Origin of the sequence: Cellulomonas sp. KRMCY2 (genome assembly GCF_000526515.1) — a bacterium.
Classification (GTDB): domain Bacteria; phylum Actinomycetota; class Actinomycetes; order Actinomycetales; family Cellulomonadaceae; genus Actinotalea.
Genome location: NZ_JAGF01000001.1, coordinates 1,735,660 through 1,753,993, shown reverse-complemented (window position 1 = coordinate 1,753,993; position 18,334 = coordinate 1,735,660). Strand labels below are relative to the sequence as shown.

The 18,334-nt window shown below is 72.5% G+C and carries 12 protein-coding genes; 4 read left to right on the top strand and 8 right to left on the bottom strand.

What is annotated here, in order from left to right:
* Window positions 1-70: 70 nt before the first annotated feature.
* On the bottom strand, window positions 71-1,651 hold the full coding sequence (locus K415_RS0108510; RefSeq protein WP_024286648.1) for an alkaline phosphatase PhoX: 1,581 nt from the start codon (window positions 1,649-1,651) through the stop codon (window positions 71-73).
* A 184-nt stretch (window positions 1,652-1,835) separates the two neighbouring features.
* Here K415_RS0108510 and K415_RS0108505 point away from each other — a divergent pair, with 184 nt between their 5' ends.
* The 4 genes from K415_RS0108505 (at window position 1,836) to K415_RS0108490 (ending at window position 7,654) form a co-directional block, all read left to right on the top strand.
* Window positions 1,836-3,182 carry a hypothetical protein gene (locus K415_RS0108505; RefSeq protein ID WP_155859411.1) on the top strand — a complete coding sequence of 449 codons (1,347 nt, stop codon included), beginning with the start codon at window positions 1,836-1,838 and terminating at the stop codon, window positions 3,180-3,182.
* A 66-nt stretch (window positions 3,183-3,248) separates the two neighbouring features.
* Window positions 3,249-4,103, top strand: a complete 855-nt coding sequence (locus K415_RS0108500; protein WP_024286646.1) for a formate/nitrite transporter family protein — start codon at window positions 3,249-3,251, stop codon at window positions 4,101-4,103.
* 162 nt (window positions 4,104-4,265) lie between these two features.
* Window positions 4,266-6,365, top strand: coding sequence for a DUF4214 domain-containing protein (locus tag K415_RS22695; protein WP_024286645.1), 2,100 nt, complete (start codon window positions 4,266-4,268; stop codon window positions 6,363-6,365).
* Between the two features lie 95 nt (window positions 6,366-6,460).
* Window positions 6,461-7,654: a hypothetical protein gene (locus K415_RS0108490; protein WP_197024693.1), complete on the top strand. Its 1,194-nt coding sequence runs from the start codon at window positions 6,461-6,463 to the stop codon at window positions 7,652-7,654.
* 22 nt (window positions 7,655-7,676) lie between these two features.
* Here the strand turns inward: K415_RS0108490 and K415_RS0108485 are convergent, their stop codons facing one another.
* The 7 genes from K415_RS0108485 to K415_RS0108455 form a co-directional block, all read right to left on the bottom strand.
* Window positions 7,677-9,059, bottom strand: coding sequence for a hypothetical protein (locus tag K415_RS0108485; RefSeq protein ID WP_024286643.1), 1,383 nt, complete (start codon window positions 9,057-9,059; stop codon window positions 7,677-7,679).
* Complete coding sequence (locus tag K415_RS0108480; RefSeq protein WP_024286642.1) at window positions 9,056-9,586, bottom strand: SigE family RNA polymerase sigma factor; 531 nt, start codon at window positions 9,584-9,586, stop codon at window positions 9,056-9,058. The genes K415_RS0108485 and K415_RS0108480 overlap by 4 nt, the downstream gene beginning before the upstream one ends.
* Window positions 9,587-9,738: 152 nt before the next feature.
* Window positions 9,739-10,587, bottom strand: coding sequence for an ABC transporter permease (locus K415_RS0108475; RefSeq protein WP_024286641.1), 849 nt, complete (start codon window positions 10,585-10,587; stop codon window positions 9,739-9,741).
* A gap of 5 nt (window positions 10,588-10,592) precedes the next feature.
* The gene (locus tag K415_RS0108470) at window positions 10,593-11,474 is read right to left on the bottom strand and encodes an ABC-2 family transporter protein (protein WP_024286640.1); all 882 of its coding nucleotides are present in this window, start codon (window positions 11,472-11,474) and stop codon (window positions 10,593-10,595) included.
* On the bottom strand, window positions 11,471-12,487 hold the full coding sequence (locus K415_RS0108465; RefSeq protein WP_024286639.1) for an ATP-binding cassette domain-containing protein: 1,017 nt from the start codon (window positions 12,485-12,487) through the stop codon (window positions 11,471-11,473). The genes K415_RS0108470 and K415_RS0108465 overlap by 4 nt, the downstream gene beginning before the upstream one ends.
* A 160-nt stretch (window positions 12,488-12,647) precedes the next feature.
* Entirely contained in the window at window positions 12,648-13,064 is a 417-nt protein-coding gene (locus tag K415_RS0108460; protein ID WP_231494857.1) for a nitroreductase family deazaflavin-dependent oxidoreductase, read from the bottom strand.
* Between the two features lie 8 nt (window positions 13,065-13,072).
* A complete protein-coding gene (locus tag K415_RS0108455) occupies window positions 13,073-18,199 on the bottom strand; it encodes a glycoside hydrolase family 3 N-terminal domain-containing protein (RefSeq protein WP_155859410.1) in 5,127 nt (1,708 codons plus the stop codon).
* Between the last annotated feature and the right edge of the window lie 135 nt (window positions 18,200-18,334).

Below are 18,334 nucleotides of genomic sequence, written 5' to 3'. Positions count from 1 at the left end.
CCGGTCGGCAGTCAGCGACCGCCCCGGCGATCGGCCGGGACGCTCGCTGACCGGTGCTCGCTCCGGACGTTCAGTGCTCGGAGCGGTCGCCGCCGTGCCCGGTCTGGCCCAGGGACAGCTCCCAGGTGACGTTGTCGCCGTGCTGCTGGGTCCAGAACACCCGCCACGCGTCGTCGGTCAGGTTCGGGACCTTCGCGCCGAGGAGCCCCTGGACGGTCGGGTCGCCGTCGGACGCGGTGATGCCGGTGATCTCGTTGTCGCCGTCGTTGTAGCCAGGGCTCGTCGTGGCGTCGTACAGCGCCGAGGCGTCACGGCCCTCGGCCAGCCACCGGGTGACCTCCGGCGCCCGGCGGTCGTTACGGCCCAGCCGGATGAGGTAGCCGGAGTCGAGCGCGTTGCGCTGGGCGTGCAGGGTGTCGCCGGCGTCCTCGACGACCAGGAGCTGGTCCCGGCCGGCGAACGCGATGTTGTCCAGGCCGGTGTGCTCCAGGTCGCCGACGAAGACCGGGGCGATCGTCCCGGTCGCCGCACTCGGCGAGGACTGGGTCAGGCGGAAGACGGCACCGAAGGCGCCCGGCAGCGTCGAGGTGGCCGAGGTGTCGCCGGTCTCGGTGAAGTAGAACTCGCCGAACTGGCTGCCCGGGCGAAACACGCCGTTCTCGGGACGCTTGAACGGCGTCGCCCCGGCCGCCGCAGCCGCTGCGGTGGCGTCGAACGCCTCGGTGCCCTCGTGCACGGTGACCCACGTCGTGCGCAGCGACGTCCCGTAGGTGTGCAGGGCTCCGATCACCGGGTCGGCGGGGTCGGCGGCCAGCTGGCTCGCCGTCACCGGTGTGCCGTCCGCACGTGCGACCTGCAGCGCCTGGAGCGTGCCTCCCGCGGTCAGGTCGCCTGTGTCCGTCGGCGTGAACCGGTAGAGGTAGCTGTTCGGCGCCTTGCCGTTGGCGCCCGCGACGGTCGGCCCGCCGATGTCCTCGACCAACCAGATGTTCCCGTCCGAGTCGTTCTGGACCCCCTCGTACCCGCCCGAGCCGAGCGCCGGCAGCGCGACTGCCACGCCGGTGGTGGGGTCGCCGGCCGAGTCGAGCGCGACGCCGAACACGCCACCCCGCGGCGCCTTCGCCTCGGCCGTCAGGAGCAGCTGCCCGCTGAACGGGTCCCAGGTGATCCCGTCGAACGTCGGCAGCGGCTGGCCGTTCGCATCGGCGTCCGCGACGAGCGACACGCGCTGGACCGGGTCCGGCTGGTCCAGGTCGACGCGGGTGACGTAGCCGCGCGGCCCGCCCTCGTGACCCTGGTACAGGTAGTGGTGACCGCCCAGGACGAGGTAGACGTTCTTGTCCGGCTCGGTCTTGTCGGCCTCGCGCTGGTCCTGGGTCAGCGGACCGCCGTTCGCCGTGACGTAGCCGTAGTGGGTGACCCCGTTGGCCGTGTCGGGGTTCGTGAGCGAGAGCGACCCCCACGCGACGGAGGTCTGGGTCAGGCCCTGCGCCAGGACGTTGTCCTGGATGCCGCTCCGCGGGTTCGCGCCGTCCACGTCACCGAAGGAGCCGTGGGCGTCGCCCGAGGCGACCACCGGCCCAGCTGCCAACGCCGCCCCGACGAGCGTCGCCGCGGCACCGATCAGCCCGGTCTTCTGCCATGCACTCATACGTCTGCCTCCCAAGAGCAGGGCCCGTTCGCCCTGACCTCAGCCAGACAACCCGCCACACGTCGCAGCCGGGTGCACGGACCACGTCCGGCACGTGAACAGTGGCCCGCGGTTCGTCGGTCGTCCCGGGCGGCCACAGCGGCGGCGCCGCCGTACGCTCACCTGGCCGTCGTACGCTCACCTGATGACGCGGCCGGATCACCGGATGGTCGACGTCGAGCTCGTCAGTGACTCCTCGACCGACGGGCCGGACGCCGGCTCCGGCGTGCGCCCGCTCACCACGCCGGGCCGGGGGCGCAGGTCGCTGACGGCGGCAGTGGTCCTCGTCGCCGCCGGCATCGTCCTGCTCGGCTCGCTGCGCACGGAGACGGACGCCGAGCGGCGCGACGACGCCCTCGTCGCGGCCTATGCCGACGTGCCCGGCATCGCCCCGTCCCTACGGGACCCGCCGGCCGAGCCGTGGCGCCTCACCGGGGCCGGCGAGCTCGTCGGCGGACTCGTCATCGCCGAGGAGGACGTGGGCGGTACGCGGCGCACTGTCGCGCGCGACGTCCTGACCGGCGAGCTCCGATGGGTCGTCGCGGAGTCGGTCGAGCCGGCAGGGCGCGGGGCGGACTGCTCAGCAGCGGTCGCGGACGGGGCGATGCTGCTGTGCCACGTACCCGGCGAGCCGGGTCAGGGCGGGCCGAACACCGACGCGGTGCTGGGTGGGACAGCCGACCGCCTGGTCGTGCTCCGGGCCGAGGACGGGCAGGTCGTGACCGAACGGGAGCTGGGCCCGACGACGATCGGTTGGGCCGTCCTGGACGACGACGTCGTCATCGCGAGCCGGTACGGCCCGACGGCGTACGTCGAGCGGTCGACGGTCCTCGACCAGCGGTCGCTGTGGCGGACGGAGATGCCGCTGCCGCCCGACGTGCTCGCCCGGCAGATGGCCCTGACGGCCGACGACGGACTGGTGGCGCTCACCGGCTCGGTCGCCGGTGTCCTGGACGGTCGGACCGGCAGGCTGCTCGGGACCTGGACGGCGTCGGGGGACGGTCGGCTACCGGTCCAGGTCGACCTGTCGTCGATCGGCTTCACCGTCTGGACCGCACCGGCGGAGGGAGTCTGGCTCGATCGCACCGGCGCGGCCGGCGCCCGCCTGCCTGGCGGCCCGGTGGTCACCGCGGTCGATGACGGTTCGGTGCCGCGGGTCGTGCTGCTGCAGGACGCACAGGTGCTCCGCGCGGTGGACGTCTACGAGGGAGTCCTCTGGGAGCGGCCACGAGGCGACCGGGTGCCGATCCGGCTGGACGGGCTCGTCGTGCTCGAGGAGTCCGGCGTGCTGCGGGTCGTGGATGTGGTCTCGGGGAGGGACCGCTGGTCGGTGACGACCGGGATCCGATCGCCGGCCACGACGCGCGTCGTGACGGACGGGGTCCGGGTCCTGGTCGCCGGATACGGGGCGAGCACCGGTCGGCTCGTCACCGCCTACGGCCTGCGCGACGGCGAGCCGGCATGGACCGCATCGCTGCCGCAGCAGGGCTGAGGTTCTGTCACAGCGGCGCACATGGGTGCCGAGCGCTCGAGGTCCTCGGCGTGGCACCGTAGAGCCATGGCGTCCGATCCGCAGCAGCTGTTCCCGGGCAAGCTGTTCATCAGCACGATCCTGGAGGCCCTGGACTCCAAGACGGCGATGTCGGGCGAGCTGGCGCGACGCTATCTGCAGCGCGCGGCCATGGCGGGGATCATCATCGGCGTCTTCTACGCCACGAACTACGCGATCATCGCGGCGTTCGACGCCGTCACCGTCGACGGGTCCACGCTGCGCCCGCTCGGCCGGATCGCGGGCGCCCTCGCCTTCGGCTGGGCCCTGGTCTTCATCTACTACTCGAAGTCCGAGCTGCTGACCTCGAACATGATGATCGTCTCGATCGGCGCCTACCACCGCCGGACGAGCTGGACCAAGGCGCTACGGCTGCTCAGCCTGTGCTTCGGCGGCAACATCCTCGGCGGGCTGTTCGTCGCCGTCCTGATCAGGTTCTCCACGATCGCCGACGGCCCGGCGTTCGAGGAGATGGCAGCGTCGGTCGAGCACAAGCTCGCGTTCATCACGGACGGCGTGACGGGGTGGACCGACCTGCTGGTCCGCGCGATCCTGTGCAACTTCCTGATCAACATCTCGATGGTCCTGATCTACAACGGCGTCATCAAGGACGACCTCACGAAGAGCCTCGCCATGATCATGGCGGTCTTCATGTTCGCCTTCCTCGGCCTGGAGCACTCGGTGGCGAACACCGTCCTGTTCGGCATCGTCGGCCTGCGCGAGGGCATCGACCTCGGGCTGGCCGCGGCGAACGTCGGCATCGCCCTGCTGGGCAACTTCATCGGCGGCGGACTGCTGATCGGCCTGTACTACGCCTACGCCAACGACGACACCCGGTACCGGCCCAGCCCGCCCGCCGGGTAGCGCGCCGCCCGCCGGGTAGGCCGTCCGGCTACCCGCGCGATCACCCCCGCCACACCCCCACGCCGGTCTACGCTCGTTGCCATAGGGCCACGGCTTGTCCCGCACGGTGGCGCCGGCCCGCGACGCATCGGCGGTGTTGCCCGCCAGCGCGAGAAGGCTCCCATGGACGTGTCGCGACTCTCCGGCGCAGGTCTCACTCGGCGAGCGATCGTCGTGACGCTCGGGGCGCTCCTCCTCGGGACGGGTCTGTCGACGACGAGCGCGCAGGGCGTGCCCGCGCAGCCCGAGGCGGCCGCTCCGCACGCCGCCACGACCCAGCAGCCCGCGCGGCCACAGAGCGGCAACTCGGACAGCGAGCTCGTACGGTTCATCACGTTCGTGTACAGCGACCTCTTCGGGCGGGAGCCCGACCAGGCGGGCCTGAACGGCTGGGTGTCCGCGCTGGACCGTGGTTCGCCGCGGACTCCGGTCGCGAATGCGATCACGTACAGCACGGAGTACCGCGCCCGACTCATCGGTGCCTCCTACGACCGCTACCTCGGCCGCGGGCCGGATCCGGTCGGACTGGCGACCTGGCTGCAGGCGATGGAGGCCGGCTGGACGATCTCGCAGATGGAGGCAGGCTTCATCGCCTCTCCCGAGTACTACGCGCGCGCGGGCGCCACCGACACCGGGTGGGTCACGACGCTGTATGCGGACGTCCTGGGCCGCACGGCCGGGGCGAGCGAGGTGGCGGCGTGGACCGGGGTGCTGCGCAGCGGCGGCTCCCGCTGGGCCGTCTCGATGGGCTTCCTGCTCTCGACCGAGCACCTGAGCACCGTGGTGGACGGGTACTACCAGCACCTGCTGGGCCGGGGCCTGGACCCGAACGGACAACAGACCTGGGTCGGCATCCTGCAGGCGGGTGGGCGCGACGAGGCGATCATCGCCGGCATCATCGCCAGCGACGAGTACTGGGACAGGGCCACGAGGCCGGCCCAGCTGGAGCTCACCCCGTCGTCGTCGGTGATCACCTCCGGGGCCGCGCAGACGTATGTCGTCGAGGGGTTCAGCACGATGGGCGTGTCCCAGGGCGACTTCGCGCAGTTCGCCACGTTGGCGGTGGACGGCGACCCGTCGGTCTGTGTGCGCGCGACCTGCTCGCCCCTCGCGGTCGGTGATCACGTCGTCACCGCCACCGTCGGTCGCGCCGACGCCGCCACCGCCGTCCTGCACGTGAGTCCCGCGTCCGGCCCCGTCCTCTACTCGATGTTCGCCTGGGGCAGGAACATGTCCGGTCAGCTGGGCGACGGCAGCCGCACCGACCAGTCCGCCCCGATCATGGTGGGTGCCGAGACCCATTGGTCCACGGTGTCCGCCGACGCGAGCCGCACGGCGGGGATCAAGACCGACGGAACCCTGTGGGCGTGGGGCTGGAACGGGTCCGGCGAGCTGGGCGACGGCACCACCACCGATCGGCCGGCGCCGGTGCAGCTCGGCGCCGACACCCACTGGGCCTCCGTGGCAGCGGGCGGCTCACACACGGCGGCCCTCAAGACCGACGGGTCGCTGTGGTCCTGGGGAGTGAACGACCGTGGCCAGCTCGGCGACGGCACCACCTACTTCAGATCCACTCCCCAGCGCGTCGGGACCGACACGACCTGGGCCTCGGTCTCCGCCGGTGGCGACCACACGGTCGCGGTCAAGACCGACGGCACGCTGTGGACCTGGGGCGGCAACGGCAGTGGTCAGCTGGGTGACGGCACGACGAACGCGCGGTCGGTGCCGGTGCAGGTCGGCTCCGACACCCACTGGGCGACCGCAGCGGCCGGCGACGGGTGCACGGCAGCGGTCAAGACCGACGGGACCCTGTGGGCGTGGGGACTGAACGACCGCGGCCAGCTCGGCGACGGAACCGTCGACCCGCGGTCGACGCCGGTGCAGATCGGCACCGACACCCACTGGGCCTCGGTGTCGACCGCTCTCCGCAGCACGGCGGCGATCAGGACCGACGGAACCCTGTGGGCGTGGGGCGCGTACGAGACCGGCATCGGGACCACCGGCGGCCGACTCCTCCCTGCTCAGGTGGGAAGCGACACGCACTGGTCCGCCGTCGCGGCCGGCAACACCTCCACCGCCGGCCTCACGACAGACGGCACCCTGTGGGAGTGGCCCTCCATCGCCGGCGGCGACGCCGTCGTGCGGCCGCTCCAGGTCGGCGCCGCCGCCGGATGGGTCACGGTGACAGCCGGCAGTGGTCACGTCGTGGCACTCAGGCCGTGAGTCGTCGCGCTTCGGCCGTGAGTGGCCGGACGGTGCTCCTGATCGAGCCCCCCGAGACCACGCCGTGCGGGAGCCGGGACCCCTAGCATCGGCTCGTGAGATCCCGCCGAGGCACCATCGCGCTGGTGCTCGCCGCGACCGCCGCGCTCGGGCTCTCGTCCTGCACGGGCCGCGCGACGCCGGCGCCCCCGGTCACCCCCGCCCCCAGCTCCGTGGACGCCGCTGTCCCCGCCGTCCGGGCGGCGCCCCCGCCGGTCCCCGCGGCACCGGCCGTCCCCGCCGTGGCCGAGGCGCTCGCACCCGTCGCGAGGGCGGGCAACCCCGACGGCCGTGCGGAGGTCCCGCCGGAGGCGCAGGCGGTCGACACCTCGGACCCGACCCGCGTGATCGGTGACGGCACGCCGGCGAGCTGTACGTCGCAGGCCGTGGTCGACGCCGTCGCAGCCGGCGGCATCATCACCTTCGCCTGCGGGTCGGCACCGGTGACGATCCTGATGGCCCAGACCGCGAAGGTGGTCAATGCGAACGGTCCGGTCGTGCTCGACGGCGGCGGCCTGGTGACCCTCAGCGGCGGTGGGGAGCGCCGGATCCTCTACCAGAACACGTGCGACCAGGCGCAGGGCTGGACGACCTCGCACTGTCAGGACCAGGACCACCCGCGGCTCACGGTGCAGAACCTGACGTTCGCGGACGGCAACTCCACCGGCGAGCTGACCGAGGGTGGCGGCGGCGGGGCGATCTTCGTCCGCGGCGGCCGCCTCACGGTGATCGGCTCCACGTTCGTCCGCAACCGCTGCGACTCCACCGGCCCGGACCTGGGCGGCGCGGCGCTGCGCGTGCTGAGCCAGTCCGGCGGGCAGCCCGTCTACGTGGTCGACAGCACCTTCGGCGGCGCGGCAGGCGACGGTGGCAGCTGCTCCAACGGCGGGGCCGTGAGCAGCATCGGTGTCTCGTGGGTGATCCTCAACTCCGTCATGACGCACAACGAGGCGATCGGCAACGGGGCCAACCCGGCCGAGGACGGCACGCCCGGCGGCGGCAGCGGCGGGGCCGTCTACGCCGACGGCAACCTGTTCACTGTGCGCATCGCCGGTTCGATCATCGAGGACAACACGGCCGACGAGGGCGGCGGGGCGATCTTCTTCGTCAGCAACGACCGCACGGGCACGCTGACGATCGAGGACTCGACGCTGCAGCGCAACCCGAGCGGGGCGTTCGAGACCCAGCCGGGGATCTTCTTCCTCGGCGGCACGGCGGCCCCCGCGATGCCCGGCTCCACGGTCGGCTGACCGCAGAGCCCGGGACGGCGCCTCACCGCACGGGTGTGAGGACCTGCACCTGTGCGCTGCCGGGCCGCCCCGCACCGGGCCAGAAGCCGATCGACGCCCCGTCCAGCTCGGTGATGCAGAACGGGACGGCTCCGGTCGACGCCTCGTCGACCCGCTCCCAGCCCGCACCGGCGGCGCTGCGCCACAGACCCGCAACGCTCTGGCTCCCCTCGGGCCGGGACGCGTCGTAGTCGAGGCCGGCCGCATAGAGGTCGTCGCCGACGCGGGTCACCGAGGTCGCCTCGAGGTAGGCGACGCCCACCTCGACCTGCTCCGCCGTCGACTCCTCGCGCGTCCAGCTCACCGCGTCCGGCGACGACCAGACGGCCATCAGACCCGTCTCGAAGGGGCACGAGCCGACCGCGACGAACCCGCTCGCGGTCTCGGTCGTGGCGATCATGTAGCAGTCACCGAAGCCTGCACCCTGCGGAGTCACCCGCTGCCAGGCCAGGCCGTCCGCCGACACCCACGCGGCAGCCGTCGGGACGAGCTGCCCGCCCGGTGACGCCCCGACGGCGAGCAGTCCGTCCGCCGTCGCGACGACGTCGGCCACCCCGGCATCGTCGAAGAGGGCCGCCGCGCTGTCGGGCGCCTTGATCCAGACGGCGCCGTCGGTCGTCGAGTACAGGCTCGCAACGGTGCTCTCGGCCAGAGACGCCCGGCTCACCAGCACGGTGACGCGGTCGCCGACGGCGAAGACGGCATCGACGGAGCCGGCGCTGACCAGGTCCGGGTCGAGCGTCACCGGCTCCCAGGCCGATCCGTCATCGGAGCGGAGGAGCGCAAGACCGTGCGCGAAGAGTCCGTGGGGCGTCGCCACGACCTGGTCGAGGCAGCCCACCGGCTGACCGTCGCTGGTGGCGGCCGGACCGGACGCGCGACGCCAGGTCGAGGCGTCGTCGCTCAGCCACACCGGGAGCTCGGCCGGGGCACCGACGGCTCCGGCATCGACCGGACAGCCCACGACGACGGCCCGCCCGTCGACGGACACCGCGTCGCTGATCGTCGCTCCGCCGAACACGGCTGGATCGGCGCCGACGTCCTGCCAGCCGTCGATGGCCGGGCCGCCGGCACTCGAGGTCGTCGGCGACTGTGTGGCCGAGGGCGAGGGGGTGACCAGGGGCGAAGGCGCCACGGTCCCCGCCGGTGGTGGCGGTTCGGGGCGCTGGTCCACCAGTGCGGCTCCGACCACGCCGACCACTGCCAGCGCGGCGACCGACACCGTGACCACCAGGGCGTCGTGCACCCGACGGCTGCGCCGCGCGCGGTCCTTGATCGGCGTCGTCGCGAAGCCGGTGCCCGACGCATGCGCCTCGGCAGCACGGTCCGCCAGGTCACGAAGCCTGTCGTCGAAGGTGCCGCTCATCGCTCCGTCCTCTCGGTCGTGATGACGTCGATGTGTCCTGCAGTGCTGTCGCCGAGCAGGTGGCCGAGGCGACCGCGGGCGTCGGACAGGTACCGCTTGACCGCGCCCTCGCTGACGGCGAGGCGGTCCGCGACCTCCGGCACCGTCAGGTCCTCGTAGTGGCGGAGCACGATGCACGCCCGTTCTCGCGGTGAGAGACGTGCCAGCGCGGCGTGCACGTCGGCACGGTCCGCAGCGATCGCATCCGGTGCTCCGTCGGCGGTGTGCTCAGCGACGAGGTGCCGGACACCGAACCAGGTCCGTCGCTTGCGACAGCCGTCGCGGTAGACGTTGAGCACCGCGCGGCGCACGTACGCCTCGAGCCACTCGACGTCCGCCCCGGACCGCCGCCTGGCGAAGGTCCGGACGAACGCCTCCTGGACCAGATCCTGCGCGGAGGCCAGCTCACCGGTCAGCAGGTAGGCGTACCCGACCAGCGCGGAGCCGCGCTCCCGGGCGAGGTCGTCGAGATCGTCCTCCCACGCCACCGTGTCCTCCACTCATCGGTCGCGACATCTTCTCGGACCCAGACGTGCGAGCGGCCTGGAACGTTGGGGGACAGGCCGTTGGCGGATTCGACATGCCCATCCTGCACGCGACCGGCGGCTGACCGGCAGCTGCACGGCACCGTGAGCGGACCTCAGTTGCCCGTGCTCGCGTAGCTCCGCAGCTGGCGACGCCACACCTGGTAGCCGAGCGCGAACCAGATCGCGCCGACGACCGGTGCCAGCCATGCCACCGTCGCGGACACCCCGAGACCGGCGGTGCGATCGAGGATCACCGCGGCCGGAACCCACGCGATGAAGGCCACCGGCAGGATCCACGTCATGAACCACTGCGCGGCGAAGCCGAAGACGCTCAGCGGGTACGACCCGAAGTTCAGCAGGATGTTGTCGACCAGGTAGCGGGCCGGCCACACCTCCACGAACCGGAAGCTCATCGCCGAGATCCCCAGTGCGAGGCCGCCCTCGATGAGCGCACCACCGACCACGGCCGTGACGCCGAAGAGGATGTGCGTCGGCGTCCAGGTGAGGTCGGCGATGGAGCTCGCGAACACCAGGATCCCGACCGCCGTGATGACGTCCCCGAGCGTGTTGACGCTGAACCGGCGGGTGAGCACCTGCACGAGGGGGTTGAGAGGTCGGACGAGGAAGCGGTCGAAGGTGCCGTTGCGGACCAGGTCGTCGAGCTCGTTGAGCATGTACAGCGGCACGAGGTAGACGGCGTGCGCGACCAGTCGCAGGGCGTACAGGACGGCGATCTCCGGGAAGGTCCAGCCACCGATGCTGGGATACCGGCTCAGGACGACCGCGATGAACGCGAACCCGCTGCCCTGGTAGGCGATCCCCATCAGCGCGAGGATCACGAAGTTGAACCGGTACTGAGCGGCACCGCGGACAGCCGCCTTGGTCAACGCCCACGTGACGCGGGTGCTGTCCGCGAGGGTGGGGTGCGCAGGTGCCGCACTGACGCGGGCCTGCTGCGACATCCCGCTCACCCGCCCTGGACGACGACGCGGAGCATCGCGCGCCGCCACACGAGAGCCGCCAGGACGCCGAGGACCGCGACCCAGGCGAGCTGCACCCCGATCGATCGCCAGGCGGCCGCGCCGTCGAGCGCACCGACGTAGATGCTGGCCGGGACGTACGTGGTCGCCTGGAACGGCAGCCAGGCGACGAGCGTCCGCAGGACACCCGGGAAGACGCTGACCGGGACGAGTGCTCCGGACAGGAAGCCGGAGACGAGCACGTAGAGCATCGTCAGGCCGTCGATCTCCAGCGTCCAGAACGCCACCATCGCGAGCAGGAGCGCCAGCAGGCCGGCGATCGCGTACGCGCACAGGAGCGAGACCAGGAACATGCCGGCGGCGCTCGCGTCGGCCGGCAGCGCGAGGCTCCCGGCGAACGCCACCACGGGCAGTGCGATCACGATGATGACGAGCGCACCGCCGAGGGCACCGACCAGCTGGGCGATCATCTGCGGCACGAAGCTCACCGGACGCATCAGGTCGAACACGACCGAGCCCTCCCGGATCCGCTCCCGGAGGTATCGGCTGACGGTGTGCGTCGGGAACGACCAGACGATGAGGTTCGCCACCGTGAGGTACACGATCAGGTCGCCGAGCGAGATCGCCAGCACGCCCGGTCGCGCCGCGTACAGCGCCCCCCACACCTTCTTGAGCATGAAGATCTGGACGACCGAGACGCCGAGGAACAGCAGCATCGTGTTGCGGTAGGCGTACATCGCGGCCGCTCGGGTCCGTGCGATGTGCGCCAGGGCCGGCAGCTGCCGCCACCAGCCGAGGGCCGCGGTCGAGGCGGGCCGGCTGGGCGGGCCGGGCGGAGCGAGCGTCGAGCTGACGCCGACGGTGGTCACGTCGGGAGCCCCTGCCGGCTGTAGATCTGCCGGACCACGCCCTCGAGGTCCGGCTCCACGATCGAGACGTCGGCGATCGAGTACCGCGCGGCGAGCGCCGCGATCAGGTCGGACGCGGCGGTCCGGCCGCCCTCGAACCGCAGCCGCACCGTGTCCGGTGCACCGTCGTCGTCGGGGACCAGCTCGGCGCCGAAGGCCGCGACGTCGGCCGTGGTGATCGGGTCCGTCGTCTCACCGTCGCCGGCCACCCGGACGACGAGCGTGCGGTGCGGGGCGAAGCGGGACTTCAGCTCGGCGACCGTCCCGTCGTAGAGCACTCGTCCGTGGTCGATCAGGATCACGCGCGAGCAGAGCCGCTCGACGTCGGCGAGGTCGTGGGTGGTGAGCACGACCGTCGTGCCGTGCTCCCGGTTCACCTCCTCGATGAAGTCACGCATCGTGGCCTTGGCGACGACGTCGAGCCCGATCGTCGGCTCGTCCAGGTAGAGGATCCGCGGCTGGTAGAGCATCGCCGCGGCCAGGTCGCCGCGCATCCGCTGGCCCAGGCTGAGCTGACGCACCGGCCGGTCGAGGAACTCCGTCATGTCGAGCATGTCGACGAACCGGTCGTACTGCCGTCGGTAAGTCTCCGGCGAGAGACGGTAGAGCGTCGCGATCAGATCGAGGGAGTCCTTGAGCGGCAGGTCCCACCAGAGCTGGGTGCGCTGCCCGAACACCACCCCGATCTGCAGGGCGTTGCGCTGGCGGTCCCGCCAAGGGACGACGCCCCCGACCTCGACCGTGCCGGACGTCGGCACCAGGATGCCGGTCATCATCTTGATCGTGGTGCTCTTGCCGGCCCCGTTCGGGCCCAGGTAGCCGACCATCTCGCCGGGCTGCACCTCGAACGAGACGTTGTCGACGGCCGTCGTCCGCATCACCTCGCGCGTGACGAGCGTGCGCAGACCCGCGAACCGACCCGTCTGCGGTGCCGGACGGGTGAAGTCCTTGGTCAGCCCTTCGACCCGGATCACGGGGACCGTCTCCTCCGTCGGATGCTCGTCTCGGGGATGCGCGCGTCGCCGTCGACCGGGCAACCGCTCCCACGTACGCGACCAGGCTAGGCGCGAGCACCGACACCGACGCAGCCAATATCGCCGTCCACCGGCCCGAGGGCCGCGCGCGCTCGTCCGGTCACGTGCCGGGCGGCGCCAGTATCGGCAGCTCGATGAAGTCCCGGCAGCGGATCGGCCAGCGCAGCAGCGCGCGCTGCGGCTGAGGTACCCGGGAGAGGCCCTCGTCCGGGTCGAGCGTCCTCGGTGGGCCCAGCGTGAGGATCCGACGGCCCATCCGCATCCGGCACCGGCCGGCGGCCCGGACGTTGCGCAGCCACTGGACGTCCGGGCCGTAGGTGAGCGCGATCGTCACCGTTCCGCCGGCGGCACCGTCCGCACCGTCGGCACCGTCACGGAAGGCCATCAGCGGCGTGTGGTACCTCGTCCCCGACGTCCGGCCGACGTGCTCGAGGTCGACGATCGAGCCGTGCCCGGCGAGCCGGACGGTGAGCGGGTTGAGGAACCGGCGGTTGAACCGGGTGATGCGCGACGGCATGGGCAAGGTCAGCGCACCCACAGGACCATCGGCCGCGCCATACCCGGGGCGAACGTGACATCACCGCGGTAGACGACCAGGACCAGGGCGGTCCGGGTCCTCGCCGGCAGCGCGACCGAGGCGGTCCCGTCCGGGCGCAGGGCCGCCGAAGCCGCCCGGACACCGTTGGCGTACACGTCGACGGTGCCCGTGGGCACGACCCCGGCAACCGGGCCGACCTGCACCTCGACCACCTTCGGGTCGCTGCGTCGCACCGTCCGGTCGGTCCCGTCCGTGCGGACCTCCGGGGCAGCACGCAGCACGACATAGCGCTGCGTCTGTGATGTCGAGCCGTCGACCGTCGGCGTACCGCGGTACACGGCGACGACGTCGTGCCGCCCGACGGCGAGGTCCGCCGGCAGCTCGATCCGGGCCTGGGCACGGGTCCCGCCTCCGTGATGGCCGGCGGTGAGCTCGCCGGTCGCCACGACAGTCCCGTCCACCTCGATCTCCACCGTGCCCGTCGACACCCCGGCGGATGCCCGGACGGTCACCACGGCCGTGGTCGGCCGACCGAAGTGGTTGACCTGCGGCGAGATCCGCAGCTGGGTGGTTGACGTCGCGGGTTCGGCGAGGTCGACGCCTGCCACGCCGGCGAGCAGCTCGGCCGCCTCACCGGCACGCCCGGACATGAGCGCGTGCTCGGCGTCGGCCGTGACCGCGAGCGCGTCGGCCGGCAGACCGGTGGCGCCGGCCACGACCGCCGCCTGGGCGACGTCCCGGACCACCGAGACCACGAGACCGGCCTGCACGAAGAGCACGTCGTCCCCCGCCCCGTCGAGCTCCGCCGACGCGGCGACGAGCAGGCGGACCGCTCGGGCGACGTCCGCAGGTTCGGTCGAGAGCGCGTCGCCGGACCACACGTCGGCGTCGAGCACGGCCGTCAGGGCCTCGCGAGCCGCACCCGCAGCGAGGGCGTCCCGCACCTGCTCGAGCCGACCGCGCTGGGCATCCGTGCGCAGGCCCCAGCCGTAGGCGTACGCCGGGGCGTAGGTCGGGTCACCGACGTTCACCGGGACCTGGTCGACCGAGGCCGGCCAGGAGAGCGGCAGGCGACCGGTGAACGGCGCCGCGCCGAACAGCACGTCCGCGACACCGGCACCCTCCGACCCCGGCAGCCAGGACGCGACGAGCGCGTCGATCTGCGGCAGCCGGTCGCTCACGACCTGGGGCCGGCCGGCCACGACCAGCACGGCGCACGGCATCGCACCGCACACAGCGTCGATCGCCGCCTGGTCCGCCGCGGGCAGCTCGAGGCTGCGCCCGTTGTTGCCGACGTCGCCGATCCCCTCGGCGTAGGACGGCTCACCGACCACGACGATGCCGACGTCGGCGCCGTCCATCGGTGCGGAGGCGTCCGCCGAGTACGTGACGGAGGCGTCCGGGGCGACCTCGCCGATCCCCTCGAGGATCGTGATGCCCTGCGTCGTGTCGCCGGAGCCACCCTGCCAGGAGATCGTCCAGCCACCCATCTGGTGGCCGAGGTCGTCGGCGTTCGACCCGGCGACGTACAGGTCGGCATCGGCGGCGAGCGGCAGGACGCCGTCGTTCTTGAGCAGCACCTGGGACGCGGCCGCCGCCTGGCGCGCCACCGCGCGGTGCTCGGCCGAGCCGAGGTCACCCGCGTACGTCCGGTCCGCCATCGGCTGCTCGAACAGGCCGAGGGCGACCTTCTGGGTCAGGATGCGCCGGACGGCGTCGTCGATGCGCTCCTGGCTGACCGACCCGTCGGCCACCTTCTCGGTGAGCGCGGTGATGAAGGCACCGAAGTTGTAGGGCGCCATCGCCATGTCGACACCCGCGTCGACCGCCCGTGCGGCCTTCTCGGCGTACGTCCCGCCGGGCAGCTTGTCGATGCCCTCCCAGTCGCTGATCAGGAAGCCGTCGAAGCCCAGCTCGCCCTTGAGCAGGTCGTTGTTGAGGGCAGCGTTCTCGTGCATGCGCACCGGTCCCGCGCCGGCGATGTCGACGGCCGAGTACGACGGCATGATCGAGCCGACCCCGGCGTCGATCGCCGGGACGTACGGATCCACGTGCAGACGGCGCAGCTCGTCGACCGAGTCCGCATAGGTCACCCCCTGGTCGATCGGATAGCCGGACCCGGCGAGCGCCGGCTCGTAGCGGGTCCCCCCGTCACCGGCCCAGTGCTTGGCCGTGGCCAGGACGCGCGACGGCCCCGACAGGTCGCCGGCGTCCTCGCCCTGGAGCCCGACGACGGCGGCCCGCGCCAGGGCGGTGACCAGGGCCGGGTCCTCGCCGAAGGACTCGTAGCTGCGCCCCCACCGCTCGTCGAGGCTCACGCACAGGCAGGGCGCGAACGTCCACGGCACGCCGGTGCCGCGCACCTCGAGCGCAGTCACCTCACCGATCGCCTGGACGAGAGCGGGATCGCGGCTCGCGCCGAGCCCGGCGTTGTGCGGGAAGATCGTCGCCTCCGCCACGTTGTTGTGCCCGTGCACGGCGTCGACGCCGTAGATCAGCGGCACCTGCAGGCGGGTGGACAGCGCCTGGCGCTGGTAGCCGTCGACCATGTCGGCCCAGCCTGCCGGCGTGTTGTCCTGCGGCACGGAGCCGCCGCCGGACAGCACGGACCCGAGTGCGAGGTCGGTGATCTGCTGCGGCGACTGCAGGCCGAGCCGCTCGGCCTGGGTCATCTGACCGATCTTCTCGGCGAGCGTCATCCGGCCGAGCAGGTCCTCGACCCGCTGCGCCGTCGGTAGCGAGGCGTCCAGGTACGGTGCGCCCACGGCGTTGAGCACGATCCGCGGCGAGCTGACCTGCGCGCCGTCGGCGGTGAGCGTCAGCTCGAACGAGCGGGCGTCGTCGACCGGCGCCGTCGCGAGGGTGGCGACCTCCACGACCTGCTCGCTGCCGGACGCCGCACCGGCCTCGAAGGTCAGCGAGCCGGTCAGCGGTGGGTAGTGCGTCCCCGCCTGCGCGGTGCCCGCGGTGTCGGCGTAGCCGACGGTCACAGCCGCGCCGAGGGGCGCACCGTCGGTCGTCGTGACCCGCACAGCCACCTGGGCCGCGTCACCCGGGTCGACGAGGTAGACCTCCTGCGCGGGCGCGACAGCCACGGTCGGCGCGGGGACCGCCGAGCCGTAGAGCTGGACGTCGTCGACCGCGTAGCCCACCGCGTCCACCGTGCCCGGCACCATCGTCAGCGCGTAGCCCCACGCGGACGTCAGGTCGAGCGTGCCGCTGCGGGTGGCTGCGTCGCCCGGCTGGTAGCCACCGAGGGTGAAGTCGCTGAACGGCAGCTCGACGAGCTTCCACCGGCTGCCGGCCGGCGACCAGTTGTCCTTGAAGGTCGCCGCCCACAGCTCGGAGTGCTCACCGTCCGGGCCACCGTCCTTGAGCTCGACCTTGATGTCGCCGCCGGCAGTCGGCGAGGCGGGGCGGTTGTCCTGCGAGGCGTACCAGAGGAACCGGATCCCCTGGAAGGAGCTCCAGTCCTGCGCCGCGGCGAGGTTGTGGCTGAAACCGCCCCAGCCGCCGGACGGGATGAGGTACGCACCGGAGAGCACGTGGTTGCCGACGGGGCCGCCCTCGCGCTCCATCTCGGTGACGTTCAACGAGACCGTCGCACCGGCCGAGCCCCACGTGAACAGGCCCACGGTCGTGCCCGGCGCGGCGATCGGCACGTCGCCCTCGAAGTCCTCGACGGTCGTGACGCGCTCGTAGAGACCGATGTCGTCGATCAGCCAGTCGCCGGCACCGAGGTCGGTCAGGGTCACCGCGAAGCCGGTCGAGGCGCTGGGGTCGAACCGTGCGTCCGAGCCCGGGTCGCCCTTGAGCCTGAGCTGGCTGAACGGGACGGATACCAGCCGCCAGCCGGCCGTGTCGTCGACCACCGCACGCTCGAACAGCTGCCCACCGCTCTTGAGCTCGTAGCGCAGCAGGCCGCCCGACCCGGTGCCGAGGAACCAGAAGCTGAAGCCGTCGGAGGCGGACCAGTCCTGAGCTGCGAGGTCATGCGTGAAGCCGAACCAGTCGCCCGCGACAGGCGTCGCGCCGACCGTGGCCTGCAGCGCGTGGTTGCCGGCCGGTGCGCCGTCCCGGTCGCTCGGGACCGTGCTGAGCACGGGCGTGACCGGGCCGCTGCTGCCCCACGTGGTGTAGCCGGCGGGGACGCCGGACTCGAAGTCGTCGAGGACCACGACCGTGCCGACGTCGGGCAGGTCACCGTGCGGGCTGAGCGTGACGGTCGTCGCGGCGCGCGCGCCGAGCACCAGACCGCCCGACGGCTCGGTGAGCGCGAGGTCGACAGTGCTCACCGGTGCGAGCGGGCCCCGGTCGACGGTCTCGACGATCACGTCCTGGCGGGTGCTGCCCGCCGGGAAGGTCAGCACCTGGTCGACCGGCGTGTAGTCGGTCCCGGGCACGGCGGTGCCGCCTCCGCTGGTGACCCGCACCGTGAGGTCCTGGGTCGCGGGAGCGTTGAGGACGACCGGCACCGCCGCGCTCTGCCCGGCCGGGACCGACGTCGTCGCGCGGGCGAACAGCACGGCGGTCTGGTCCGGCGTGCCGTGCACGCCGAGGGTGAACAGCGAGTAGCCATACCAGTGGGTCCGCGCCGGGTCCCAGTCGAAGCCGACCCGCTCGAGCATGACCACGCGGACGTAGCGCGCCTCGACCGGGGCCGCGAGCGCGATCGCGTCGTCGCCGCCATCGCCCGCGGTCTCGGTGTGCACGGTGGTCCAGCTGGCCTCGTCCTGCGGCGACGACGTCGCGACCTGCAGGTCGTAGGCCGTCGCGTAGGCGGCCTCCCAGGTCAGCGTGATGCTCTCGACCTGGGCCGCGCCGCCGAGGTCGACCTGCAGCCACGCGGTGAACTCGACGTCCTCGTCCGGCCCGTTGCCGCTGGCCCAGCGGGTCGCCGGGTCGCCGTCGACCGCGTTGTCCGGCGGGAACCGGCCGTCGCCGTCGTCCTGCGACTGCGAGGCGGTCGCCACGCCGCTGAGCGCGAGGTCTGCGGTGGCGGCGGCAGCCGGGGTCCCTGCGCTGAGCACCGCGAGCGGTGCGAGGAGGCCGATGACGGCCAGGGCGGCGACGGAGGGACGGGACAGACGGTGGGTTCGGGTCGGGCGGCGCACGATCACTCCTTCGTGAGGCGACCCTGCCACCCCACCACTCCGCCATTCGGGTGAGAAGGAGGGCCAGGTCACGATCCGATAACGGAGCGTGACTCGCTGGTGTGACAGAAGCAGGACCCCCGGACCGCGGGCCCG